This is a genomic window from Micromonospora sp. NPDC018662 (genome assembly GCF_044391475.1).
GTDB lineage: Bacteria > Actinomycetota > Actinomycetes > Mycobacteriales > Micromonosporaceae > Micromonospora.
The window spans coordinates 416791-440210 of record NZ_JBISAC010000001.1; the positions used below are offsets into that span (position 1 = coordinate 416791).

Genomic DNA, 23420 nt, shown 5'->3' on the forward strand with positions numbered 1-23420 from the left:
ATCTGACGGGGAGGTCACCGGTGTCCACTGTGCCCACGATCGAAAAACGAATTCCGCCGCTGGTCCGGCGGGGACTCGTTCCGGAAACGCGACCACAACGCATTCTCGCGCTGGCGACGTTCGTCAACATGATCGGCAGTGGCGTCTTCATGGTCACCGCCGCGCTCTTCTTCACCCGCGTGGTCGGTATGCCGCTGGCCCAGGTCGGCCTCGGGATGGGCGTCGCGGCCGGTGCCGGCCTGCTCGCCGGCGTACCGGTGGGGCACCTCGCCGACCGGCGCGGGCCGCGGGAGGTCTATCTCGGAATGCTGCTGGTCCAGGGCGCGGCGATGGGCGCGCTGCTGGTGGTCCGCAATTTCTGGCTCGTCCTCGTGGCGCTCTGCGTGAGCGAACTGGCCCGGTCCGCCGGAGGCGCGGCGCGGGGCCCACTCGTCCGCGGAATCGGCGGCGCCGACCTGGCGCGATTTCGCGCATATCTGCGTTCGGTCGCCAATCTGGCCGGCAGTTGCGCGGCGATCGCGACCGGGTTCGCCGTGCAGTTCGACAGCCGCCCGGCCTACCTGGCGCTGGTGCTGACGAACGCGCTCAGCTTCGTCGCCGCGGCGGCCGTGGTCGCGGCCCTGCCGCCGCTGCCGCCGGTGCCCGCGCCGCCCCGCACCGGCCGCTGGGCGGTCATGCGCGACCGGGGATACGTGGCCGTCACCGTGCTCGACGGCGTCATGTCGATCCACCACCAGGTGCTGCTGTTCGCGCTGCCGCTGTGGATCGTCGGGCACACCGACGCGCCCCGCTGGCTGGTCGGCGCGACCGCCCTGGTCAACACCGCGCTGGTGGTGCTGCTCCAGGTCCGGGCGAGCCGGGGCGTGGACAGCAGCGACGCGGCCGGTCGGGCCGTACGCCGGGCCGGTGTCGCCTTCCTCGCCGGGATGGCGGTCGTCGCCGCGACCGCCACGCTGCCCGCCTGGCTCGCCGTCGCCGGCATCGGGCTCGGCGTCTTCGTGCACACCGTCGGCGAGCTGTGGCACACCGCCGGTTCCATGGAGTTGCGGTTCAGCCTGGCCCCGGCGCACGCGCAGGGGCAGTACATGGGCCTGTTCGGGTTCGGCGCCGGCCTGGCGAACGTGGTGGCGCCGACCGTGCTGGCGTTGTTCTGCATCACCTGGGGCGCGCCCGGCTGGCTGCTGCTCGGCGGCGTGTTCCTGGTGGCCGGGGTGGTGACGCCGGGCGTGGTGCGCTGGGCGGAGCGGAACCGCCCGGCGTGACGGACGTCAGTCGAGGCCGCGGTGGGCGGCCCAGAGCGCGGCCGCCCGGTCGGCCGCCGCGGCCACCAGCGCGGCCAGCTCCGGCCGGTCCGGCACCCGGAACGACACGTACGCGCCGCGCCCACCCGCCGTGGGCCGGCCGTACGCCTTCGCGGCGAGCCGGCCGTCCGGCAGCAGCCGGATGTTGAGCGTGGTCAGCGTGAACTCCTCGCCGCGCCGGGTGTCGGTCCAGCGCAACGCGTCCGGGACGGCCACGTTGATGGCGAGGGCGTTGACGTCGGGCGGGGCGTCGCTGCTCATCCCGGCATCGTCGCACGTCGGCTCAGCGTCGTCTCCCGGGTCATCCGGGACAGCTTCTCCGGGTTGCGCACCGCGTAGAGCGCGGTGATCCGGCCGTCGTCGAGGCGTACCGCGACCACCGTGTCCAGCTCACCGTCGAACCGCACGACCAGCGCCGGGTACCCGTTGACCTGCGCCGGCGCCATCGACGCCACGTCGGCGACGCGGCCCCAGCCGCCGGCCAGCAGGCGGGCCACCTTGTCGGCGCCGCCGACCGGGCGTGGAATCGCCTGCTTGATCCCACCGCCGTCGCCGACCAGCACGACGTCCTCGGCGAGCACGGCGAGCAACGACCGCAGGTCACCGGTCTCGACCGCCCGCCGGAACGCGTCGAGCGCGTCCCGGGTCTCGGCCGGTGAGACGGTACGCCGGGGCCGACGCGCCGCCACGTGGGCGCGCGCCCGGTGCGCGATCTGCCGCACCGCGGCCGGGCTCCGCTCGACCGTCGCGGCGATCTCGTCGTACCCGACGTCGAACACCTCACGCAGCACGAACACGGCCCGCTCGGTCGGCGCGAGCGTCTCCAGCACCAGCAGCATCGCCATCGAGACGCTGTCGGCCAGCGTCACGTCGTCGGCCACGTCGGGCGTGGTGAGCAGCGGCTCGGGCAGCCACGACCCGACGTACGACTCCTTGCGCCGGCCGAGCGCGCGGAGCCGGGACAGCGCCTGGCGGGTGGTGATCCGCACCAGGTAGGCCCGCCGGTCCCGGATCTCGTCAAGGTCGACGCCGGCCCACCGCAGCCAGGTCTCCTGGAGCACGTCCTCGGCGTCGGCCGCCGAGCCGAGCATCTCGTACGCGACCGTGAAGAGCAGGTTCCGGTGGGCGACGAAGTCCTCGGTGGCCCGGTCCGTCATGGCTGGCTCCTCCGCTGCTCGACGGCGTTCCCCACCAGACGCCGGTCGCCGGCCCGGTGTGACACGTCGCCGCTGTGGCGGGGGTCACCCGGGCGTGATGTCACGCCGGCCCCACCGCCGGCATCTCGTGTGCGACCGAATGCCATCGGAGAGGACGCCACCATGGAAACCCGGATCAACCTGTTCGAGAACCCGGTCGCCGCCACGTTCTTCAAGCGGTTCGCCAACGCGGGCCTGGTGATCCAGCAGTCGTCGCTGCCGTACTCCGTCCAGGAACTGGTGTCGCTGCGGGCCAGCCAGATCAACGGGTGCGGCTGGTGCATCGACATGCACACCAAGGAGGCCACCGCCGCCGGCGAGAGCGCGGTCCGGCTGCACCTGGTCGCCGCCTGGCGTGAGTCGACCGTCTTCACCGAGGCGGAGCGCGCCGCGCTGGCGTTCGCCGAGGAGGGCACCCGGCTCGCCGACGCCCACCACGGGGTGTCCGACGAGACCTGGGCGCAGGTGCGCAAGCACTTCGACGACGACCAGGTCGCGGCGCTGATCTGCCAGGTCGGGCTGATCAACGCGGCGAACCGGTTCGCGGTGATCGCGCACCAGTCGGGTGGCTCGTACGAGGCGGGGTCGTTCGCCGCCGCGCTGGGCTGACCGACGGGGGATCGGCCCGGCCCGGAGATCGTCTCCGGCCGGGCCGGTGACCGTGTGGTGGTCACCGCCGGTCCGTCGACCGCCGTGCACGCGCATTCTTGCTCGGTCCGGCCGCACTTCCGCTCTCTCCACGCGAGTCAAAGCGAGCCGGTGCGTTGCCGGCCAGTCGCCTAGCCTTGATCCGGTCCCGCGCCCACCGCAGGGACGGGCATTCATCGTGCCGATCCTGGCATCGGGCGCAGTCGCCCACGATCCAGTGCCATCGGATGATTCGCTTCGCCAGCTCCGGCACCCACTCTGACCGGGGCGCCTCCCTCTCGACCATGGCAGCCTCCATAGACAGGCAGGTCCGGGCACGGAGTCATACGTCGCGTGCCCGGACCGCTATCCGGACACTCCGCCAGTTGCCGACCGGAGGAGCGCTACCCGAAACCTGCCATGGATAGCCATTGGTAGTCAAGGACTCCCCATGGGTGATTGAGTAGGGGTGCCGACCGGAGGAGAACCACCAGTGCCACCGCAGTACCGCTACCAGCAGGTAGCCGACGACCTGGCGAACCGCATCAGGTCCGGGGAGTTCCCACCCGGCTCGCGTCTGCCGAGCCGGGCCGAACTCTGCGAGCAGTACGAGGTGTCGAGCTTCGTCGCCGACCGTGTGTACCTGATGCTCAAGATGCAAGGTCTCACGGAGTCGCTGCCGGGTGCCGGTGTGTTCGTGAAGGACAGCGCCCCGGACCAGTGAAGTCCGGGGCACTGTCGGTTTGCGGTCAGCGCGACAGCCTGGCGTGGCCCGAAGCTGATTCGTACCCTGACCCGGGACGTCTCGGTCGACGGTGGGGAGGGGTTCGCGCTGCTGTCGAACCGGAGCCTCGCCGACGTCCCGTCCGATCGCGTCGTCGCCCTGCCCGACGCGGACATCGACGCGCTGGCCATGCTGATCGCCCGCGACCACCCGGACCTCGCCGCCGTGGTGCACCGCCCGGCCGCCCGACCCGCGACGCCGGCGGACGCCGTGCACGCCGCCCTGGACCGGCTCGAACAGGTCGCCGTCGAGCTGCTGCCGGCCTGGCTGCCGGAGATCGCGGACGGAATCCGCCCGGACACGGCCGGGCTCGCGGCGGTCCGGGTCGCGGCCACCGCGCGCGCCCGCCGCGAGCGGTTCCCCGGCTCGTTCCTGCCGGACCTGGCCGTCTTCGCGGTGACCGGTCGGCGGCGGGCCACCCCCGCGCCGCTTCCGACGCGTACCCGGGCAGTGGCGCTGGCCCGCCTCGTCGCCGGCGCGTTCGGGCGGCGGCGGGTGGTGCTGCTCGTCGCCCCACCCGCCGGGGACGGCGGGGTGATCGCGGCCGGGGCCGCCTGGCTCGTGCAGCACGGCGGCCCGGCGGTCTGGCTGGTGGGGGTGGGCGGGGAAGGACTGCCGGAGTTCCGCGTCGCGCCGCCGCCCGCCCTACCCGCCTGGACCGAGACGGTGGTGGGGAGGCCGCACCCGGGCAGTGACGTCGAGAAGCGGCTGGAGGCGGCACTCGCCGTCGAGAGCTGGGCCGCCGGGCGACGGTGGAACCAGAGCTACCAGTCCCACGGCTTGGCCCCGCCGGTGCGACTCGATCTACTGTGGCCGGACGAACGGTGCGTGGTGGAGATCGACGGGCCGGAGCACTGCCGTCCGGTCCACTACGAGGCCGACCGGCAGCGCGACGTCCAGCTTCAACTGGACGGCTACGCGGTCCTGCGCTTCACCAACGCCCGGGTGATCCACGACGTCGGCGCCGTGGTCCAGCAGATCGGTACGTATCTGCGGGCCCGTCGCCGGGACATGGCGGAAGGACGGCATCATGGCCGGCGATGACCTGACGGCATCCGAGAGCGCGATCCTCGTCGTGCTCATGGCCGAGGCGCGGGAGGTGTTGAACACCGAACTCCGTGACCGCTACCACCTGGACGTACGCAAGCCGCAGCGGGACAAGCTCACCCGCCTCCAGTACGTCGCCAGCCGCCGGAGCGGGTCGACGTACGCCCTCCAGCTCGACGACAAGGGCTGGGTACGCATGCAGACCGACCTCGACTTCACGCTGCGCGGCGCGTCCGCGCTCGGTGCCGCGCTGGCCGCCCTCCAGACCAACCTGCGCGAACGCGTCCTGGCACGCAGCGGCTGCGCCACGCTGGCCGAGTTGTTCGCCCTGACCGACGTGCGCGCCCCGGCCACCGCTCCGGCGGCCGGGTCGGCCGGGTCGATGGAGGCGCGTGTCGTCAGCGCCTACCGGGCGCTCGCCGACGAGCCGGGGGCCTGGGTGAGCCTGCGGCGGCTGCGCCCGTTCTTCGCCGACGTGCCGCGCGACGAGGTGGACGAGGCGTTGCGCCGGCTCAGCCGGACCGACGGCGTGACCATCGCGCCGGAGTCGAACCAGAAGACGCTCACCGAGGCGGACCTCGCGGCGGCGCTGCGCCTCGGCGGGCAGGAGAACCACCTGCTGGCGATCGGCGTGTGATGGACGAGGCGGAGCGGTCCGCGCTGGCGGCCCTGCGGTTCGACTGGGCGCCGGTGCCCGACGACGTGTGGCGACCGTTGCCGTTCCACGTCGACGGCCTGCACGTCCCGGTCGTCCGGGACGTGCTCGCCGGGGTGGACGAGGCCGCGTCGAACCCGCACGGCAGCCCGCTCGGTCTGGTCGTACGGGGCCAGCGCGGGTCCGGCAAGACCCACCTGCTGGGGGTGATCCGCGAGCAGGTGCAGCAGCGAGGTGGCTACTTCTTCCTGGTCGGCCTGCTCGACGCCGAGGGTTTCTGGGACGGTGTGCTCGCCGCGATGCTGGACGGCCTGGCCCGGCCGGTGCCCGGCAGCCCGGAGACGCAGCTCAAGCTGCTGCTGCGGCGGCTGTCGGCGTTGGTGGGCGCGCCCCGGACGGCTCGTCGGGCCGTGATGGGCGACACCGAACTCACCCGGGCCGCACTCGACGCGTTCCTGGACGGGCTGGGCGACTTCGACCGGCACGCGGCCCGGACCTGCCAGGAGACGGCGCGGGCGCTCGCGTTGAGCGCCTCCGAGGACATCACCCACCGCGACGTCGCGGAGAACTACTTCCTCTCCGGCGAGGAGATGGCGCCCGGCGAACGCGCGGCCTGGGGAATGCGCCGGGTGCCGCGCCCGGCCCAGCAGATCGTGCAGGACCTGTCCTGGCTGCTGGCGCTCACCGGCCCGTCCGTCGTCGCGATCGACCAGATCGACACGCTGATCGCCCAGTTGGCGATCCAGAGCGACCCGGCGCTGGTGGGCGCCGCCGCGATGAGCCCGGAGCAGGCACTGACGCTGGCCCGGATGGCGGACGGCCTGATGTCGCTGCGCCAGACGACGCGGCGCACGCTGACCGTGCTCGCCTGCATCCCGAACTCGTGGACCATCATCCGGTCCACCGCCGCCGACACGGTTGCGGACCGGTTCCGGGAGACGCCGATGCTGCGGCGCATCGACGACGCCGACCTGGCCCGGGCGATCATCGAGAAGCGGTTCACGCTGCGCTACCAGGGGGTCGGGTTCGTCCCGCCGTACCCCTCGTGGCCGGTGTCCCCGCGCGCCTTCGCCGACGCCGGGTCGTTCACCCCGCGCCAGTTGTTGATCGAGATCGACGGGCACATCCGGGCCTGTCTCGCCGACGACGAGGTCCGGGAGATGACCGCCCTCGGCGAGCCGTCCGCCACGCAACCCCGGGTACCCGGGCCCGATCCGGCGACCGCCACCACCGAGGAGATGGCCCGTTACGACACCCGCTTCGCCGAGCTGCGGGCGGCCGCCGATCTCGTCGCACCGCGCGAGCGGACGTCGGAGGACCGGGCGATGCCGGCACTGCTGACCGCCGGGCTCACCGCCTGGATCCTGGAGCGCGGTGACGCCGGGGCGGCGTTCAGCGTCGATCCGCCGCCGAGTACGGACCCGCCGCTGCACGCCCGGCTGCGCCTGACGCTGGACGACTACACCGAGGACCAGGTGCACTGGTGTTTCCGGGCGATCAGCGACGACCACCACGGCAACGCCGCGCTGGCCCGGCTCCGTAAGGCGTGCGTGGCGTCGGCCCTCGACACCGGCCTGGCGAAACGCAAGCTGTTCCTGCTGCGCAACCGCGGGTGGTCGACCAGCGCGGCCACCCGGAAGGCGGTCGACGCGTGCCACGCGGCGGGCGGTCGGACCATCGGCCTGGACGACGAGGACCTGCGGATCCTCTCGGCGCTGCGGGTGATGCTCGCCGAGACCACCATGGACCTGCGGGGCTGGCTGGCCGAACGGCGGCCGAGCCGGGAGCTGACGTTCCTGCGGCACGCGCTGGTGGACGCCGACGGCTGGACGGCGGCGGCCGGACCGCCACCGGAACCCGCCCAGGCGACGATCGGGCCGTCGATGTCCGCGCCCGAGCCCACGGCAGCGCCCGAGCCGGCGTTCGTCGTCGGCCACGGGTACGACGACGACGCCCCGGTCCCGCTGGCCCTCGAAGCGCTCCGGAAACACGCCACGATCTTCGCCGGCTCGGGTTCGGGCAAGACGGTGCTCATCCGCCGCATCGTCGAGGAGTGCGCCCTCGCCGGTGTCTCCGCCATCGTGCTCGACCCCAACAACGACCTGGCCCGGCTCGGCGAGGCGTGGCCCGAGCCGCCCCCGCAGTGGCGGCCGGGCGACGCGGCCCGGGCGGCGGACTACCTGGCCCACACCGACGTGCTGGTCTGGACACCGCGCCGCAGCTCGGGCCGCCCGCTGAGCTTCCAGCCGCTGCCCGACTTCACCAGCGTGCGCGACGATCCGGACGAGTTCGGCGAGGCGGTCGAGGCGGCCGTCGCGGCGCTCGCGCCACGCGCCCTGGTCACCGGCCGCGCCACCCGGGCGCACCTGGGACTGGCGGTGCTGCGCAAGGCCGTCGAGCACTACGGCCGGCGCGGCGGCTCCCGGCTGAAGGGCCTCGTCGACACGCTGGCCGACCTGCCGGACGGGATCATCGACCTGGAGGACGCCGACAAGATCGGTCTGAGCCTGGCCCAGACGTTGACCGCCGCCATGGTGAACGACCCGCTCTTCGGGGGCGAGGGCACGCCGATGGATCCCGGCGTGCTGCTCACCCCCGCCCCCGGCAAGCGGGCCCGGGTGTCGGTCGTCAGCCTGGTGGGCCTGCCGTCCGACGACGTCCGGCAGAGTTTCGTCAACCAGCTCCAGATGGCGCTCTTCGCCTGGATCAAGAAGCACCCGGCCGGCGACCGGCCGCTGCTGGGGCTGCTCATCATGGACGAGGCGCAGACGTTCGCCCCGTCCGGGGCGATGACCGCCTGTACCCAGAGCACGCTGGCGCTGGCCGCCCAGGCCCGGAAGTACGGGCTCGGGCTGATCTTCGCGACGCAGGCGCCGAAAGGGCTGCACAACCGCATTCCCGGCAACGCGGCGACGCAGTTGTACGGCCTGATGAACAGCCCGATCCAGATCGAGGCGGCGCGCGAGATGGCCCGGGCCAAGGGCGGCGACGTGCCGGACATCTCCCGCCTGACCGTGGGCGAGTTCTATCTCGCGGCCGAGGGCGCGGCGCCGCGGAAGATCCGGACGCCGCTGTCGCTCAGCCACCACCCGCGCAGTCCGCTCACCGTCGAAGAGGTGCTGGATCGGGCGCGCGGGACGGGCCGTGGTGGTTGATCGGTAGCCGAGAGTGACGGAGGACCACGCGCAAATTGCCCCCATGGGATTGTCATGACCACTTCGCGCAGCGTTTCGGCGAGATGACTTTGTGCTGTATGTGCTGCCAGCAGCCTTGATCATCGATCTTCCAGAACATTGTGGACGCGAAGGCGTCTACATCCGCTGCCCGCCACGGATAGTAATTGGCGACCGAAGGGGGCAGGGGAACGATGAACGAAGCGCTGGCGGAACCGCTCACCGGCTATCAGGTGATGGCCGTGGCTGTGGCCGTCGCGGGGGCGGTGGCCGGACTGGTGCGCGCGTGGGTCGCGTACCGAGCACGCATACAGGAGGAACGCGAGGCGACGACACGTACCACAGCCCGGGTCACCTGGTTGATCAGGCTCGCGGAGGCCGACCACGACATGGTGCGGATCGTGGAGCGCGACCGCGACGGGCACCGCGAGGTGGAGTTGGGTGGCCGCAGCGCGGCGAAGGCCGAGGCCGTCGAGGAGGCGGCGTGATGGAGTTCGAGGGCACCGCCGCCCTGACGACGGACCAGGCCGACCGCGAGACGGCGCGGAAGGCTGAGGCCGCTCGCGTGAAGGCCGCGCACGACCAGGAGTTCGCCGTGTTCGCCGAGGCCTCCTACCACCAGGTGGAGCGGATCCTCAGGTCGGCGTGCCGGGACCGCGAGGTGGTCGAGGACGCGCTCAACGAGGCGTACCTGCACGGGCGGGTCAAGTGGTCCGAGCTGCGAGCCCACGACCGGCCGATCGGCTGGATCGTGGTAACCGCCCGATTCAAGATCATGAAGGACCGCCAGCGGTGTCAGCGGGAGGCCGCGATGGCCCCGGAGGACCTGCCGCCGGTACCGCGCTCGAACATCGCCGACGTGTGGGAGGCGCAGGAGACGCTGCGGGGCTGGTTGCACCAGCTCCCGACGCGGCACGCCGAGGTGTTCCAGATGGCGCAGGAGGGATTCTCCAACCAGGAGATCGCCCGCATCCTCGGGCTGACCGAGAACAGCGTCCGCTCCTACAAGGTGGCCGCCCGGCGAGGGCTGCGCGAGTTGGCCGAGAAGGCCGGCTACACCGGCCCGGACGGCCACCGGCGGCAGGGGGAGAGCCGTGGATCTCGATGACATCCTGGCGCTGGCCGAGACCACGCCCAGCCCGCTGGAACTCGCCCGGGCGCGGCGGGTCGCGCGCGCCGCGCAGAGCCAGTACGACGTCTCACTCGCCGAGGGCTACAAGATCCTGGTCGACGCCGACCTCGTCGACCCGTTGACCTGCGACGCAGACGAGGCGGCCCGGGTCGCGCGCGCCGCCCAACTGTCGAAGTTGGGCACCGTCACCTGGACAGCCGGTGGGACCGAGGGCGTCGGGCGGATCTTCTGGTCGGACGAGATGGCGCGGATCTTCGGGCACGCGCCAGGAACGTTCCGGCTCACCCCCGACACGCTTCTCGGCCTCGTGCATCCCGGGGACGCGGGGCGGGTCCGTGCGGCGGTCCGGGCCGTATGGGAGCGGAAGCGTCCCGGCGAGGTCGGCTTCCGGGTGATCCGCCCGGGCGGCAGCATCCGCCACGTGCACTGCCACCTGGAGATGACGACCGACCGGGGCGAGCCGTCCGGAATCATCGCCACCGGTGAGGACGTCACCACGCTCGAACTCGCCCGGCGGGAACGCCGCCGGCTCGCCGTCCGCAGCCGCATGCTCTGCGCCGACCCGGCCGCGCGGGACGCCCTCACCGGTCTGGCGACCCGCGGCTACGTCATCGACGAGGTCGATCGGGCCCGCCGCACCACCGGTGGCGCCGTCGTCGTCGTGGCGACCGAACCCGCCACCCGGCTGCCGGAGGCGCTCACCGACGAGGACCGCGACCAGTTGACCGCGGCGGTCGCCGGTCTCCTGCGCACGGTCGTCGGGAGCGAGCTGACGGGGGGCCTGGTTGGCTCCGGCCTGTGGGGAGTGCTCCTCGCGCCGGCCGGGGACAACGCCGAGCGCCTGGCGGCTCGGATCGTCGAGCGGTTCCGGAACCATCTGTTCAGCGTCCGGCAGAAGACGGTGCGACTCAACACCTCGGCGGGCGTGGTGCATTTCGGCGGCGGGATCAGTGCGAGCGGATTCGACCTGCTCGTCGACGGCGAGCACGCGGCCCGCGACGCCCGCCGCACCACGACCTCCATCACCGTGCTCGACCAGCCGGTCGCCGACGGCGAGCGGGCGGACCGGTGCCGTTCCCGGGTGCGGCACGCGGTCTCGGCGAACAGATTCGCCCTCTACGCGCAGCCCATCGTCGATCTCCAGCTCAACCAGGTCACCCGCCACGAGATCCTGCTGCGGGTGCGGAGTGACACCGGTGAGCCGGTCGCACCCTGGGCCTTCCTCGACATGGCCGAGCGGGTGGGGGAGATCCTCACGGTGGACAAGTGGGTCGTCGACCACGCCCTGGAGTTGATCGGCCGGGGTGCCCAGACCTCCCACTACCAGGTCAACCTCTCCGGCAGGTCGCTCGCCGACCCGGGGCTGCTCGCCTTCGTGACCGAGGCGATCGACCGGCACGGCGTCAAGCCGGAGTGCCTGACGTTCGAGATCACCGAGACCGCCCTCATCGAGAACCGGAACGAGGCGCTGGCCTTCGCGACGGGGATCAGAGAGGTCGGCTGCCACCTGGCACTGGACGACTTCGGCACCGGCTACAGCACGCTCAGCCATCTGAAACAACTCCCGGTGGATCTCGTCAAGATCGACGGGACGTTCATCGTCGACCTCTGTCGGTCGCCGGCAAGTCAGACCCTGGTGTCCATGCTGGTCAAGCTCTGTGCGGCGCTCGGCATCCGGGTCGCCGCCGAGTACGTCCAGGACGAGGAGACCATCGAGCTGCTGCGGAACCTCGGGGTCGACTTCGCCCAGGGTTACCGGACCGGACGACCCGAGCCGATAACCGTCAGCCGGACGGAGGCGCAGACGGTCGAGCTGGAACTGCGGTTCCCACCACAGTGCACCGCGCTCGGCTGATCGTCGTCGGGCGCGGTGCGAGCCGCGGTCCGGACGAGTTGACGGATCTCGGTCGGTCCCGCATCGCCTGACGCACGGCACCCGACGACTGGAAGTTTCGGCGACTGTACCGAGCCGATTTCTGGGCTCATTGACGTTGACCGATCAATATCTCGCGAGTATGTTGCGGTGAAGTTACCGGTAGCTTTCCGGAAGTTTCGGGGCCGGTGATCCGGGCCGCGCACCACCGTCCCGGTGGTGTCCCCACCAGGTGCGCGGTCCGTGCCCACAACCTTGCGCATCCTCGTCCGAGATGAAGAGGAGTGTCATGAAACGTCTACTCAGCCGTGGCCCCCACCGCCTGCTGCTGGCCGCCACCGCCGGCTCGCTGGCCCTGGCCGGAGCCGCGCTGATGGTGCCCACCCCGGCCCAGGCCGCCAGCACGCTGGGTGCCGCCGCCGCGCAGTCGGGCCGTTACTTCGGCACCGCCATCGCCGCGAGCCGGTTGAACGACTCGACGTACAGCACCATCGCGGCGCGTGAGTTCAACATGATCACGGCCGAGAACGAGATGAAGCCGGACGCGACGGAGCCGAACCAGAACCAGTTCAACTTCAATTCCGGTGACCAGATCTACAACTGGGCCACCCAGCGTGGCCTCAAGGTGCGGGGACACACGCTGGCCTGGCACGCCCAGCAGCCGGGCTGGATGCAGAACATGCAGGGCAGCACGCTGCGCAACGCGATGATCAACCACATCAACGGTGTGATGGCCCACTACAAGGGCAAGCTCGCCGCGTGGGACGTGGTGAACGAGGCGTTCAACGAGGACGGCAGCCGCCGCAACTCGAACCTGCAGGGCACCGGCAACGACTGGATCGAGGTGGCGTTCCGTACCGCGCGGGCGGCCGACCCGTCGGTGAAGCTCTGCTACAACGACTACAACATCGAGAACTGGTCGTACGGCAAGACGCAGGGCGTCTACCGGATGATCCAGGACTTCAAGTCCCGGGGTGTGCCGATCGACTGCGTCGGTCTGCAGACCCACTTCACCGGCGGCAGTTCGCTGCCGAGCAACTTCCAGACCACGCTGTCCAGCTTCGCCGCCCTCGGCGTGGACGTGGCGCTCACCGAGGTCGACGTCACCAACGCCTCCACCAGCCAGTACGCCGGGCTGACCCAGGCGTGCCTGAACGTGCCGCGCTGCATCGGCATCACCGTGTGGGGGGTGCGCGACAGCGACTCGTGGCGCTCCGGCGAGAGCCCGCTGCTGTTCGACGGCGGCGGCAACAAGAAGGCCGCGTACACCTCGGTCCTGAACGCCCTCAACGCGGCCGGCCCCGGGCCGACCGCCTCGCCCACGGCGACGCCGACCACCTCGCCGACCACGCCGCCGCCGTCCGGCGGCGCCAGCCGGATCGTCGGCAGCCAGTCGGGCCGGTGCGTCGACGTGCCCAACTCGTCGCAGACCAACGGCACCCGGGTGCAGCTCTACGACTGCCACGGGCAGACCAACCAGCAGTGGACCTACACCTCCAGCAAGCAACTGACGGTGTACGGCGGCGCCCGCTGCCTCGACGCCGCCGGCTCCGGCAACGGCGCGGCGGTCCAGATCTACGCCTGCAACGGGCAGGCCAACCAGCAGTGGAACGTCAACGCCAACGGCACCGTCACGGGCGTGCAGTCCGGCCGCTGCCTCGACGTCTGGGGCACCGCCAACGGCCAGCAGATCCAGCTCTACGACTGCAACGGCCAGGCCAACCAGCAGTTCCGGCTCGTCGCCAACTGACCGACAGGCGGTGGCTCACCGTGGCGACGGTGGGCCACCGCAGTCGTCGGGCAGGTCGTCGTCCTCGCAGGTGCGGCCGTGCGCCATCAGGTCGCGGAAGTCCGCCATCTTGTGCCGCATGACCCGCAGGTCCTCGTCCAGCTCGGCGCGGCGGCGGTGCAGCCGCTCCTCCTGCTCCTGAAGGATGCGCAGCCGCTGCGCGGCGTGCTCCGGGGTGCCGGGGCCGAGCGCCACGAAATGGCGGATCTCCGCGATCGGCATGCCGGTGCGGCGCAGCGCCTGCACCAGGCGGACGAAGCGGACGGCCGCCGGCCCGTACCGGCGGCGGCCGTCCGAGGTGCGCTTCACCAGCGGGATCAGGCCCTCACGCTCGTACCAGCGCAGGGTGTCGAGACTCATGCCGGTCAGCTCCGACACCTCTCGGATGCCGACTGCGGTTGCGGTGGCGGTCACCCGGCAACCGTACGCCTCAGCCCAGGTCCGACAGGTCCAGCACGAACCGCCAGCGCACGTCGTTGCGGGCCAGCCGGTCGAGCGCGCGACCCACGTCCCGCGCCGGGACCTTCTCGACGTCCGCGACGACGCCGTGGCGGGCCGCGAACTCCAGCATCTCCCGGGTACGGGGTTGGCCGGCGCTGCCGGACGCCGCCAGCCGCTTGTAGCCGAGCAGCAGCGCCAGCGCCTCCGGCTCGTACCGGTCCGGGATGCCCAGCATGCAGAGCGTGCCGTCCATCCGCAGCGCCCGCAGGTACGGCGACGGGTCGTGCTTGGCCGACGCGGTGTCGAGGATGAAGTCGAACCGGCCGGCCTGCGCCGCCATCGCCGCCGCGTCACCCGAGACGATCACCTCGTCGGCGCCCAGCTCACGCGCCCCGGCCTCCTTGCCCGGCGAGGTGGTGAACACCGACACCCGCGCGCCCAGCGCCCTGGCGAACCTGACCGCCAGGTGCCCGAGGCCGCCCAGCCCCACCACGCCGACCCGGTCCCCGGCGCCCACCTCCCAGCGGCGCAGCGGCTCGAACACGGTCGCCCCGGCGCACATCAGCGGTGCCGCGCCGGCCGGGTCCAACCCCGCCGGCAGCGGGTACGCGAACGACTCCCGCACCACGTAGTCCCGCGCGTACCCGCCGAGCGTCACGCTGCCGTCGACCCGGTCCCGACCGCCGTAGGTGAGGGTGGGATGTTCCACGCAGAACTGCTGCTCGCCGGCCCGGCACGCGCCGCACGTACCGCACGAGTCGACGATGTTGCCGACCGCGACCGGATCGCCCACCCGGAAGCCGGTCACCTCGCTGCCCAGCGCCGTGACCTCGCCGACGAACTCGTGCCCCGGCACCAACGGCGGGGCGTCGGCGGTCAGCGCCTCGGCCGCGTGCAGGTCGGTGTGGCAGACCCCGCACCAGGTGACGCGGACCGCGATGTCGTCCGGGCGCAGGGCCCGGCGTTCGAACGTGTACGGCGCCCAGCTTCCGCCGGGAGCCGTCAGGGCCATGCCTGTCGTCTGTGCCATGGCGGCGACGCTAGGCGCTGGAGTTCACTCCAGCGCAAGCCTCCGCTCAGCGGGAAGGACACCCGTCGCGAGTGGGCCTCCGACAACGTTCCGTAGGGGATGGTTGATGCTTGGTCAAGCAGGCGGCGCTGCGGTCACGCCCCCGACCCGTCGAGCGCGGTGGCCAGCGGGAGGAGCGTCGCCGGAGCGTCCGGGTTCCGGGCCACCCGCTCGAGCAGATCCCGGGCGGCCGGCCGGCACCGCACCTCGCCCGGGGCGACGCGGTCGGCCGCCACCAGCAGCCGGCCGGCCCCGGCCGGATCGTCCGCCAGGAGACGCCCGCGCGCCGCGTCCACCAGGTGGGCCGCCCGATGCTCGACGGGCAGCCACCGCCAGCCGTCGCCGTCCACGGCCCGCCGGTGCCAGGTCGCCGCCGCGCCCACGTCGCCCAGCTCCACCGCCGCCACCATGCGCGCCGACACAACCGCCGCCGGCCCGAACGCCGTCCGACAATGATCGGACCCGTCGCCCAGTCGGGCCGCCAGCTCGGCCGCCTCGCTGAACCGGCCCGCCACGGCCCGCCCGTCGCCGGTGCGGGCCGCCGCCAGCGCGGCCTGCACGAGCAGCGTGCCGCACAGGGCCAGGTGCGCCGGCGGGTCGCCGTCAAGGCTGATCCGGTACGCGGCGGCGCGCATCACCGGCACCGCCGAGCCGGCCCGGCCGGTGGCCCGCAACACCTGCCCCAGGTGCACCGCCGCCGCTGCCACCAGCACGGGATCCCCGGCCGCGACGGTCATCGCCCGGTCCGCGGCCAGCCACGCCAGATCGTCCTCGCCCAGCTTCAGCAGCAACGACGCGGTCACCCGGTACGCGTCCACCAGCGACACCCGCCCCGCCTCCGGCCGGTGGGCGTGGCTGCGCTGCGCCGCGAGCAGCAGATCCGGCAGCGCCTCCGTCAACCGGGCGTAGCGCGCGTGCTGGTAGGTGCTCCAGGCGTACCCGACGTCGCGGGCGAGTCGATCCGACGACGGCGCCTCCCGTCGTCCGGCGTCCATCTCGTACGTCGACAGCGCCGCCCGGATCCGCCCCACGCCCGGGGTTGTCGAATGCTGGCCGGCGGGACAGGCGCCGGGGCCGAGCAGAACCGCGCGGTCGATCCGCAGGACGGCGGCGACGTCCGCGATGGTGGACACCTTGTCGAGTGCGCGGGCACCGCGCTCGACCTTGTCGACCCAGCTCTTGGACTTGCCGAGCCGGTCGGCGAACACCTGCTGCGACATCCGCCGCCGGCTCCGCCAGTACGCCACCCGCCGACCGATCGGCAACGGCTCACCGCCCATGACGCCGCTGCCGATCCGGTACGGCCCGGGTCGTCTCCTCGACCGGTATCCGCTCCGCCTCGGCCTGAGCGAGCAGCCGGCGTATCGCCGCTTCCCGTTCGGCGGCGTCGATCTCCTCGCCCCTGCCGGGCTTACCGGCCTTCTTCCTGCTCATTTCCACCTCCGGTGACAGTCGAGCCGCAGCACCTATCACTGTAACGACGTAGTACTGTAGATACAATAAGATGTAGGGCTGTCGGACACGTAGCGTCGCGATCGTGATCGACCCCAGCGCGGACCGGGCCGTGTTCCGGCAGCTCGCAGACCTGCTGCGAGACCGGATCACGTCTGGCGACCTCGCGCCGGGGGCCTCGCTGCCCAGCGAACTGCGGTTGGCTCAGGAATATGGGTTGAGTCGCACGAGCGTCCGACAAGCAGTAGCGCTGCTCCGGTCGGAAGGGCTCGTGATCGTGGAACCGCCGCGCGGCACGTTCGTCCGTGCCGTCGAGCCGACGGAGACGGTGACCCTTCGCAAGGGCGACACCGCCACCGCTCGGATGCCGACGCCAGGTGAGCGACGCGAGTTGGAAATGGGCGAGGGCATCCCGGTCATCGTGATCTTCCGTGCCGACGGTTCCCGCGAGCTGTTCGCTGCCGACCGAATCCGCCTAGGAAGATAGGGGTGGGCAGTGGCAGAGGTCCGCTGAAGACGCGTTCGATCCGTCAGCTCTGCCCCAGGCCGCGTTGATCTTGCACTTTCGGCCCATAGAACGCGGCTTATACGCCATTTGTCCGGGCAGTAAGCGCAAGATCGACGCGCTGGTGGGTCGGGGTCAGGATCCGGCTACTCGGCCTGATCCGCTGCTGGTCGCTCCGGTGGTCGAGAGCTTCGAGGACAGGCTGGAACTGGTCGCGGCCAGCCAGGTGGGGGGCGGCCGCCCGCCGGTCAGGGCGCCGCGAGCAGCCGGATCTCGCAGCGGACGCCGCTGGCCTTCGCGAGCCGACCGTCTCCGGTCACCAGGGGGCAGGCCAGCAACTCCGCCGCCGCGACATACGCCGCGTCGTAGGCCGTTACGCTGCCCCGCAACTGCCACATCCGGCCGAGCAGCATCCCGACGCCCACCTCGTCGACGACCAACGAAGGCAGGGTGTCGATCGCCTCCTGGGCCCGAGCAAGACCGAGCTTCCCGCCGAGCACCTTGCCTCTGATCACGGAGACGACTTCGACCAGTAGGTGACCGGGTGCGACCCAGTGCGGATCGCCGGTCAGCTCAGCCCGCGCCGCGTCACCATCGGCCCGTCATCGACCAGCGCATCGGCCAGGACCGACGCATCCACGACCATCACGCGGCGCTTCCCCATGGTCCGCGCTGCTTCCGCTGTTCGTGCAACTCGTCGGCGCTCTCCCCCGGCAGGGAGTGGGTGCCGTCCGACCGGCCGGCGAAGCGATCAAGGGCCGCCGTGTCGCGGAGACGTCGGGCCTGCGTCTCCACCAGCTCCAGCAGGTACGCCTGGAGCGACTGCCCGCGCGCCTTGGCCTGGGCCGCCAGGGCGTCCCGCACCTCTTCCGGCACATCCCGGATCTGGAGAGCAACCATGCATTCATGATGCCTGCGGTTGGTGTCGACTCGGGCTGTCACGCGAGGCGGTGGTTGAGGGCGGTGTGCCGTCGTCCGGCGCCGACGGTACGGACGGCGGCGGCGAGCGCGCGGCGGGAACCGACCAGGACGACCAGTTGCTTGGCGCGGGTGACGGCGGTGTAGAGCAGATTGCGTTGCAGCATTATCCAGGCGCTGGTGGTCAACGGGATCACCACGGCCGGATACTCCGAGCCCTGGGACCGGTGGATCGTCATGGCGTACGCGTGGCTGAGTTCGTCCAGCTCGTCGTAGTCGTACCCGATGTCCTCGTCCTCGTCGGTGCGGACGGTGAGGGTCTGGTCCTCGGGCGAGAGGGCGGTGACGATGCCGAGCGTGCCGTTGAAGACGCCCGCCTGGCCCTTGTCGTAGTTGTTGCGGATTTGGGTGACCTTGTCGCCGATGCGGAACACCCGCCCGCCCATCCGCCGTTCCGGCTGCCCCTCGCGCGGCGGGGTGAGTTTCTGCTGCAACAGCGTGTTGAGCGCGCCGGCGCCGGCGGGGCCGCGGTGCATGGGGGCGAGCACCTGGATGTCGCGGCGGGCGTCCAGGCCGAACCTGGCCGGGATGCGGGTGCAGGCGACGTCGACGGTCAGGGCGGCGGCGGCCTCGGTGTCGTCGCAGGCGAAGAGGAAGAAGTCCGGCAGCCCCTGGAGGACGGGCGGCCGGCCGGCGTTGATGCGATGGGCGTTGGTGACGACGCCGGACTCGGCGGCCTGGCGGAAGACCTGCGTCAGCCGCACCCGGGGAATCGACGGGGCGGCGAGCAGGTCGCGGAGCACCTCACCGGCGCCGACCGACGGAAGCTGGTCGACGTCACCGACCAGCAGCAGGTGCGCGCCGGGCGGGACGGCCTTGACGAGCTTGTTGGCGAGGACGAGGTCGAGCATGCTGGCCTCGTCGACCACGAGCAGATCGACGTCGATCGGGTTGTCGCGGTCGTAGGAGGCGTCACCGCCGGGGCGTAGCTGCAACAGCCGGTGCACGGTGGCGGCCGGATGGCCGGTCAGCTCGGCGAGACGCTTCGCGGCGCGGCCGGTCGGCGCGACGAGCGTGACCTTCGCCTTCTTCGCGATGGCCAGCTCGACGATCGAGCGTACGGTGAAACTCTTGCCGCAGCCCGGCCCGCCGGTGAGCACCGCGACCTTCGAGGTCAGCGCGAGCCGGACGGCCTGTTCCTGCTCCGCGGCGAGGTCGTTGCCGGTGCGGGCCCGCAACCACCGCTGCGCCTTGCCCCAGTCCACGTCGTGGAAGTGGGGCAGCCGGTCGACCCGGTCGCGCAGCAGCCGGGTCAGCGAGGTGGCGAGCGACCGCTCGGCGCGGTGGAGGGGCACCAGGTAGACCGCCGGAACCGGTTCCCCGTCCCTGCCGGGCAGCGCCTCGCGGACGACACCCTCGTCGGCCACCAGGTCGTCGAGGCAGCGGGTGACCAGGTCGGCGGGCACGTCGAGGATCTTCGTCGCGTCCGCGACCAGCTCCGGTTCGGGCAGGTAGCAGTGCCCGTCGTCGGTGGCCTCGGAGAGCGTGTACTGGAGGCCGGCCATCACGCGTTGCGGGCTGTCGTGCGGGATGCCCACCGACCGGGCGATCGTGTCGGCGGTCTTGAAGCCGATGCCCCACACGTCAGCGGCCAACCGGTACGGCTCCTTGGTGACCACGTCGACGGAGGCGTCGCCGTACTGCTTGTAGATCCGCACCGCCAGCGAGGTCGACACGCCGACGCCCTGGAGGAAGACCATCACCTCCTTGATGGCCTTCTGTTCCTCCCACGCGGCGGTGATCTTCGCCGTACGCTTCGGGCCCAGCCCCGGCACCTCGACCAGTCGGGCCGGCTCGTCCTCGACGACCCGCAACGTGTCCAGGCCGAAGTGCGCGACGATCCGCTCGGCGAACACCGGCCCGATCCCCTTCACCAGACCCGAACCGAGGTAGCGCTGGATGCCCTGGATCGTGGCGGGCAGCACGGTGGTGTACGAGTCGACCTCGAACTGCCGGCCGTAGCGCGGGTGCGACGACCAGCGTCCGTGCAGGCGCAGGCTCTCACCGGGCTGCGCGCCGAGCAGCGCGCCGACCACGGTCAGCAGGTCACTGCCCCGGTCGGTGGCCACCCGGGCCACCGTGTAACCCGTCTCCTCGTTGACGTAGGTCAGGCGCTCCAGGACCGCTTCCAGCGTGGCCAGCGGTGGACGGGGTACGGCGGTCACGGCCACCATCCTGCCTTCGACGACCCGGACGACGCGGCTACCAGCTCGCCCGCCAGTGGTACCAGGGCCCGTCGACCCGGTCGAACCGTGGCCCCTCCCATTCGCCGTTGCCGAGGCCGTCGCCCGGCCCGTTCGGGAAGTAACCCCATCCGGAATCGTCGAGGCCGGGGCTGTCGGTGGCATAGAAGATGTAGCCGCCCTCCACCCCGTACGACGACGAGATGCGACACGAACCGATCTTGTCAGGAGCATCGACCGAGTCGAACGCGCCCGGCTCGGTCGGTGGCGGCGGCAGTGTCGCCACCACCTCGTCGAAGCTGGCCCGCTCGAAGCACATCGCGAACGGATTCCACAGCCACGGCACGATGACGATCAGCACCGCTGGCAGCGCCATGAGCGTGACGCTGATGACTGGAATCGCGACGATCCACCACCAGTTCGCACGGCGCACCTGCCGGAGTCTGCCAGACGTTCATCGAGGAACGGAGAACTCCCAGGCCGGCTGCCGGGGCTCGTCGTTGTGCACGACGACATCCGCGTGACCGGTCGGGCGGACCGTGGCGAAATAGAGCCGTTGGGCAGGGATGTACCGCTCACGCCACCGCCGTTCGATGGCGGCCCGGGAGGACACCCGGCGCTCCCGGACCACGGCACGCTCCACGGTCCGGTCGAGCGCGGTCGACACGAAGACGCGCAGGTCCCACCGGTCGATGAGTTCCGGGCGCATCAGGAAGACGCCGTCGAAGACCAGCACGGCGTCGGCGGGGGCGCTCGTGACCGGCGGGGACAGGACAGCATCCGAGGTGTGGTCGTACACCGCGGCTTGGAAGCGTCGGTCCCCACCCGGACCGAGCGGATCCAGCAGCACCCGGTTCAGCGCGGCGTGGTCATGGGTGTCGAAGTAGCAGCCCTCGGCCGAGTACTCGCCGCGTGGGTAGCGCTGGGCCCGGGGGAAGAGGAAGTCGTCGATCGTCGCACGAATGACGTCGCGGCCCCGTTCGCGCAGGACGACGGTCAACTCGTCGGCGAGGGTGGTCTTGCCGGCGGCGGGCGGCCCGTCGATGGCGACCCGCGTCGGGTGGGTGGCGGTGACGGATCCGACGGCTTCGGCCAGGTGGTCGAGCAACTCGTCGCGGGTGCCGTGCTCCATGGGCTGCCGCCGTCCTGGTCTCGCGAAGACTCCGTGTCGGATCGACCCTGCGCGCCAGCCTATTCGCGCGGCCGGTGCCCCGGGGTGCGCGGTCGGCTCACCATTCCCGATTGGCGATCAGTCGCTCGCTGTCGGCGTCAATGAAACCGTAGCTGGTCGCGATGAACCAGAAGTCCTCGCCGATCGCCTCACGCGCAGTCGTTTCGATCTCGCTGCCGGCCTCCTCGAACTCCGCCTCCAGCAGGTTGAACTCGTCCGTCGCGGCGTCGGTGAGCACGTACAGGGCGGCCAGATCCTTCGGCTGCTCCGCCTCGATGTGCTCGCACAACCGCACCAGGATCGCTCGGCCCTTGTCGACGACATGGTTCGGGAAGTAGTCGTCCTCGTACAGCTCGTGCAGGAAGGCGTGAGCTGCCACGTGCTGGTTCATGATCGGCATTATGCTCCCGAGATGTGGCGGCGGGCAGGTCCACGTGATGGGTACCCTCGCCCGCCGTCGGAGCGGGTAGGCGACGACGAGTGGGTTCTGGATGCGTCTGTGGTTGCCAGGGCGACAACGAACGCGCCGGAAGGTTCGGAAGACCAATCAGTGGCCCGTCCGTTGACCTGATGTTCCAAGGGTGGGCCGCCAGGGACTCGAACCCTGAACCTATGGATTGCCGGCGAGCGGGTTTTTTGCGGTGTGGTTCGAGGTCATCCGGGCTGCTGGCTTGCTTCTCGGCCCGGTTCGGTTGGCACGGTTGCTGTACTTCGCTGCTGTACTGCTGGCATCAGACGAGGCGTTGGATACGGACCTTCGGGCGCTCGTTCCTGAGGTGGCCTTGCTTGTGCTGGCGGACCTGCTCGTCCCAGACCTCTTGGTCGTAGTCCGGGTTCGGCGGGATCCACTTGTGGGAGCCGTCGCTGTAGTGGAACTTCTCGTCGCCGGGTCGCAGGATGCTCATCGGGTCCAGCCGAGGAAGCGGTGGTGCAAGTGGCCGGCGGGGACGTGGGCCAGGTCCTGGGCGGCGTCGACGAGCTGGGCGGCCAGGTAGAGGGCGAGTGACACTGGGGCGCGGTCATACTCCGCTCGCAGTTCCCGCCGGCGGGTCTGGCAGGGCCAGTCGGCACCGCAGCCGCCGCAGGTCCAGGCCGGTGTGACTGGGAGGTGTGTCGTCATCGGGGTGCATCCTGGCTCGGCCAGTGGCCGCGGTTGATCGGGATGGGATGACGGCTTCGGCAGGGCAGGTCGCTTCCACAGCGGCAGATGCGGCGCCAGTGCTGCCATGACCAGACGGGTCGGTGCCGGCGGGCGAGGGTGAGTGCCACCGCCAGGACGTACTCGTCGTAGGAGGCGCGCCGCCGGTTGTTGTCCTGCCTCTGGTGGTACCCGGTATCCGGCATGGCACCTGCGGTCGGATCAGTTGCATCGTTCGGTCTGGTCATCACACCTCCCGCCGACGCTTGGGGTCCCGTGGGCACCCGGTCAGCCGTGTCCGGAGACAGGGCACCCACGGCAGGACGACCCGGCCGCCAAGCTGGGTAGCCCCACGAGCAACTTAGGACGCAATGTGCGCAGGGTCAACAGCTACGACACATAGCGTTGTAAGTCGAGCGTGTGGTGTGGTCTGCTTGCACCAGCCGCCAAGCTGGGAGCACCACCTATGTCTGAAGCTGCCTACCTACAGGTCGCCCGGGATATCCGCGAGCAGGTCAGCTCCGGCCAGTTGAAGCCGGGTGACAAGCTGCCGTCGTTCGCCGCCCTCTGCGAGCACTACGAGGTCAGCAACACCGTGATCCGGGCCGCCATGCTGCTGCTCAAGGCCGAAGGGCTGATCGACGGTCGGCAGGGCAAGGGCGTATACATCGCCAGCCCGCTTCCCAAGTAAGCCCCGGTCGCCCTCTGAAGGGCGCGACGTCTCGCTTCTAAGGTCTGGGCATCCTTCCGATTGCGTCCACCGTCGGCCGGCCCGCGCTCGTTGGACCCACGAAGAGCGGTTGATCGTCCGCCCTTGTTCGTCATCGTTGCTACAGGCGCTGCTACACCCCTGGCTGGTCCCGCCTAGATCCTGACCTCTGCAAGCTGGTCGGGTGCAGTCCCTGC

General features: G+C 71.3%; 24 protein-coding genes and 1 pseudogene. 12 read left to right on the plus strand and 13 right to left on the minus strand.

The features are described 5' to 3' along the window. Positions 1-128: 128 nt before the first annotated feature. Positions 129-1262, plus strand: a complete 1134-nt coding sequence (locus tag ACH495_RS02050; protein ID WP_396855900.1) for an MFS transporter — start codon at positions 129-131, stop codon at positions 1260-1262. Between the two features lie 6 nt (positions 1263-1268). Here the strand turns inward: ACH495_RS02050 and ACH495_RS02055 are convergent, their stop codons facing one another. Together ACH495_RS02055 and ACH495_RS02060 are read right to left on the minus strand one after the other, a co-directional pair. Then, positions 1269-1562, minus strand: a complete 294-nt coding sequence (locus tag ACH495_RS02055; RefSeq protein WP_396855901.1) for a hypothetical protein — start codon at positions 1560-1562, stop codon at positions 1269-1271. Then, on the minus strand, positions 1559-2458 hold the full coding sequence (locus tag ACH495_RS02060; RefSeq protein ID WP_396855902.1) for an RNA polymerase sigma-70 factor: 900 nt from the start codon (positions 2456-2458) through the stop codon (positions 1559-1561). Before ACH495_RS02060 ends, ACH495_RS02055 begins: the two co-directional genes overlap by 4 nt. Positions 2459-2620: 162 nt before the next feature. Between ACH495_RS02060 and ACH495_RS02065 the strand changes: the two genes are divergently transcribed. The 9 genes from ACH495_RS02065 to ACH495_RS02105 all read left to right on the plus strand — a co-directional run bounded on the left by ACH495_RS02065 (position 2621) and on the right by ACH495_RS02105 (position 13538). Continuing rightward, positions 2621-3106, plus strand: a complete 486-nt coding sequence (locus tag ACH495_RS02065) for a carboxymuconolactone decarboxylase family protein (protein WP_396855903.1) — start codon at positions 2621-2623, stop codon at positions 3104-3106. Between the two features lie 511 nt (positions 3107-3617). Beyond that, positions 3618-3848: a winged helix-turn-helix domain-containing protein gene (locus ACH495_RS02070; RefSeq protein ID WP_396855904.1), complete on the plus strand. Its 231-nt coding sequence runs from the start codon at positions 3618-3620 to the stop codon at positions 3846-3848. A gap of 189 nt (positions 3849-4037) precedes the next feature. Beyond that, positions 4038-4952 carry an endonuclease domain-containing protein gene (locus tag ACH495_RS02075; protein WP_396855905.1) on the plus strand — a complete coding sequence of 305 codons (915 nt, stop codon included), beginning with the start codon at positions 4038-4040 and terminating at the stop codon, positions 4950-4952. Further along, entirely contained in the window at positions 4939-5592 is a 654-nt protein-coding gene (locus ACH495_RS02080) for a hypothetical protein (protein ID WP_396855906.1), read from the plus strand. The genes ACH495_RS02075 and ACH495_RS02080 overlap by 14 nt, the downstream gene beginning before the upstream one ends. Next, on the plus strand, positions 5592-8765 hold the full coding sequence (locus ACH495_RS02085; protein ID WP_396855907.1) for a helicase HerA domain-containing protein: 3174 nt from the start codon (positions 5592-5594) through the stop codon (positions 8763-8765). The genes ACH495_RS02080 and ACH495_RS02085 overlap by 1 nt, the downstream gene beginning before the upstream one ends. Positions 8766-8977: 212 nt before the next feature. Continuing rightward, entirely contained in the window at positions 8978-9271 is a 294-nt protein-coding gene (locus ACH495_RS02090; RefSeq protein ID WP_396855908.1) for a hypothetical protein, read from the plus strand. After that, a complete protein-coding gene (locus tag ACH495_RS02095) occupies positions 9271-9891 on the plus strand; it encodes an RNA polymerase sigma factor (RefSeq protein WP_396856501.1) in 621 nt (206 codons plus the stop codon). The genes ACH495_RS02090 and ACH495_RS02095 overlap by 1 nt, the downstream gene beginning before the upstream one ends. Beyond that, complete coding sequence (locus ACH495_RS02100; RefSeq protein ID WP_396855909.1) at positions 9878-11770, plus strand: EAL domain-containing protein; 1893 nt, start codon at positions 9878-9880, stop codon at positions 11768-11770. Before ACH495_RS02095 ends, ACH495_RS02100 begins: the two co-directional genes overlap by 14 nt. A gap of 307 nt (positions 11771-12077) precedes the next feature. Then, complete coding sequence (locus ACH495_RS02105; RefSeq protein ID WP_396855910.1) at positions 12078-13538, plus strand: endo-1,4-beta-xylanase; 1461 nt, start codon at positions 12078-12080, stop codon at positions 13536-13538. 15 nt (positions 13539-13553) lie between these two features. On the opposite strand, the gene ACH495_RS02110 is transcribed toward ACH495_RS02105, so the two are convergent. The 4 genes from ACH495_RS02110 to ACH495_RS02125 all read right to left on the minus strand — a co-directional run bounded on the left by ACH495_RS02110 (position 13554) and on the right by ACH495_RS02125 (position 16521). Further along, a complete protein-coding gene (locus ACH495_RS02110; protein WP_396855911.1) occupies positions 13554-13991 on the minus strand; it encodes a MerR family transcriptional regulator in 438 nt (145 codons plus the stop codon). A 16-nt stretch (positions 13992-14007) separates the two neighbouring features. Further along, positions 14008-15048 (minus strand): NAD(P)-dependent alcohol dehydrogenase, encoded by a 1041-nt coding sequence (locus ACH495_RS02115; protein ID WP_396855912.1) that lies wholly within the window; start codon positions 15046-15048, stop codon positions 14008-14010. 134 nt (positions 15049-15182) lie between these two features. Next, positions 15183-16367, minus strand: coding sequence for a helix-turn-helix domain-containing protein (locus ACH495_RS02120; protein ID WP_396855913.1), 1185 nt, complete (start codon positions 16365-16367; stop codon positions 15183-15185). Then, the gene (locus ACH495_RS02125; RefSeq protein ID WP_396855914.1) at positions 16357-16521 is read right to left on the minus strand and encodes a hypothetical protein; all 165 of its coding nucleotides are present in this window, start codon (positions 16519-16521) and stop codon (positions 16357-16359) included. Before ACH495_RS02125 ends, ACH495_RS02120 begins: the two co-directional genes overlap by 11 nt. A 103-nt stretch (positions 16522-16624) precedes the next feature. Here ACH495_RS02125 and ACH495_RS02130 point away from each other — a divergent pair, with 103 nt between their 5' ends. Further along, a complete protein-coding gene (locus ACH495_RS02130; protein WP_396855915.1) occupies positions 16625-17026 on the plus strand; it encodes a GntR family transcriptional regulator in 402 nt (133 codons plus the stop codon). A 266-nt stretch (positions 17027-17292) separates the two neighbouring features. On the opposite strand, the pseudogene ACH495_RS02135 reads toward ACH495_RS02130, so the two are convergent. From ACH495_RS02135 to ACH495_RS02165, 7 genes and pseudogenes are all read right to left on the minus strand, one after another. Further along, a pseudogene (locus ACH495_RS02135) lies at positions 17293-17708 on the minus strand (type II toxin-antitoxin system VapC family toxin). After that, a complete protein-coding gene (locus ACH495_RS02140) occupies positions 17690-17944 on the minus strand; it encodes a FitA-like ribbon-helix-helix domain-containing protein (protein ID WP_396855916.1) in 255 nt (84 codons plus the stop codon). Before ACH495_RS02140 ends, ACH495_RS02135 begins: the two are co-directional and overlap by 19 nt. Positions 17945-17982: 38 nt before the next feature. Beyond that, entirely contained in the window at positions 17983-20196 is a 2214-nt protein-coding gene (locus ACH495_RS02145; protein WP_396855917.1) for an ATP-dependent RecD-like DNA helicase, read from the minus strand. A 28-nt stretch (positions 20197-20224) separates the two neighbouring features. Beyond that, a complete protein-coding gene (locus ACH495_RS02150; RefSeq protein ID WP_396855918.1) occupies positions 20225-20638 on the minus strand; it encodes a hypothetical protein in 414 nt (137 codons plus the stop codon). A gap of 21 nt (positions 20639-20659) precedes the next feature. After that, positions 20660-21337, minus strand: coding sequence for a cytidylate kinase family protein (locus tag ACH495_RS02155; protein ID WP_396855919.1), 678 nt, complete (start codon positions 21335-21337; stop codon positions 20660-20662). A 97-nt stretch (positions 21338-21434) separates the two neighbouring features. Next, positions 21435-21767 (minus strand): DUF5713 family protein, encoded by a 333-nt coding sequence (locus ACH495_RS02160; RefSeq protein WP_396855920.1) that lies wholly within the window; start codon positions 21765-21767, stop codon positions 21435-21437. A 340-nt stretch (positions 21768-22107) separates the two neighbouring features. After that, positions 22108-22281, minus strand: coding sequence for a hypothetical protein (locus tag ACH495_RS02165; RefSeq protein ID WP_265008133.1), 174 nt, complete (start codon positions 22279-22281; stop codon positions 22108-22110). A gap of 699 nt (positions 22282-22980) precedes the next feature. On the opposite strand from ACH495_RS02165, the gene ACH495_RS02170 reads away from it, so the two are divergent. Then, entirely contained in the window at positions 22981-23205 is a 225-nt protein-coding gene (locus ACH495_RS02170) for a winged helix-turn-helix domain-containing protein (protein WP_396855921.1), read from the plus strand. Positions 23206-23420 lie beyond the last annotated feature (215 nt).

What these genes read in the sequence shown, in the direction of transcription:
- ACH495_RS02050 (WP_396855900.1), top strand. Translation starts at nt 129, where the DNA reads ATGATCGGCAGTGGCGTCTTCATGGTCACCGCCGCGCTCTTCTTCACC.
- ACH495_RS02055 (WP_396855901.1), bottom strand. Translation starts at nt 1,562, where the DNA reads ATGAGCAGCGACGCCCCGCCCGACGTCAACGCCCTCGCCATCAACGTG.
- ACH495_RS02060 (WP_396855902.1), bottom strand. Translation starts at nt 2,458, where the DNA reads ATGACGGACCGGGCCACCGAGGACTTCGTCGCCCACCGGAACCTGCTC.
- ACH495_RS02065 (WP_396855903.1), top strand. Translation starts at nt 2,621, where the DNA reads ATGGAAACCCGGATCAACCTGTTCGAGAACCCGGTCGCCGCCACGTTC.
- ACH495_RS02075 (WP_396855905.1), top strand. Translation starts at nt 4,038, where the DNA reads ATGCTGATCGCCCGCGACCACCCGGACCTCGCCGCCGTGGTGCACCGC.
- ACH495_RS02080 (WP_396855906.1), top strand. Translation starts at nt 4,939, where the DNA reads ATGGCCGGCGATGACCTGACGGCATCCGAGAGCGCGATCCTCGTCGTG.
- ACH495_RS02085 (WP_396855907.1), top strand. Translation starts at nt 5,592, where the DNA reads ATGGACGAGGCGGAGCGGTCCGCGCTGGCGGCCCTGCGGTTCGACTGG.
- ACH495_RS02090 (WP_396855908.1), top strand. Translation starts at nt 8,978, where the DNA reads ATGAACGAAGCGCTGGCGGAACCGCTCACCGGCTATCAGGTGATGGCC.
- ACH495_RS02095 (WP_396856501.1), top strand. Translation starts at nt 9,271, where the DNA reads ATGGAGTTCGAGGGCACCGCCGCCCTGACGACGGACCAGGCCGACCGC.
- ACH495_RS02105 (WP_396855910.1), top strand. Translation starts at nt 12,078, where the DNA reads ATGAAACGTCTACTCAGCCGTGGCCCCCACCGCCTGCTGCTGGCCGCC.
- ACH495_RS02115 (WP_396855912.1), bottom strand. Translation starts at nt 15,048, where the DNA reads ATGGCACAGACGACAGGCATGGCCCTGACGGCTCCCGGCGGAAGCTGG.
- ACH495_RS02120 (WP_396855913.1), bottom strand. Translation starts at nt 16,367, where the DNA reads ATGGGCGGTGAGCCGTTGCCGATCGGTCGGCGGGTGGCGTACTGGCGG.
- ACH495_RS02125 (WP_396855914.1), bottom strand. Translation starts at nt 16,521, where the DNA reads ATGAGCAGGAAGAAGGCCGGTAAGCCCGGCAGGGGCGAGGAGATCGAC.
- ACH495_RS02140 (WP_396855916.1), bottom strand. Translation starts at nt 17,944, where the DNA reads ATGGTTGCTCTCCAGATCCGGGATGTGCCGGAAGAGGTGCGGGACGCC.
- ACH495_RS02145 (WP_396855917.1), bottom strand. Translation starts at nt 20,196, where the DNA reads ATGGTGGCCGTGACCGCCGTACCCCGTCCACCGCTGGCCACGCTGGAA.
- ACH495_RS02155 (WP_396855919.1), bottom strand. Translation starts at nt 21,337, where the DNA reads ATGGAGCACGGCACCCGCGACGAGTTGCTCGACCACCTGGCCGAAGCC.
- ACH495_RS02160 (WP_396855920.1), bottom strand. Translation starts at nt 21,767, where the DNA reads ATGAACCAGCACGTGGCAGCTCACGCCTTCCTGCACGAGCTGTACGAG.
- ACH495_RS02165 (WP_265008133.1), bottom strand. Translation starts at nt 22,281, where the DNA reads ATGAGCATCCTGCGACCCGGCGACGAGAAGTTCCACTACAGCGACGGC.
- ACH495_RS02170 (WP_396855921.1), top strand. Translation starts at nt 22,981, where the DNA reads ATGTCTGAAGCTGCCTACCTACAGGTCGCCCGGGATATCCGCGAGCAG.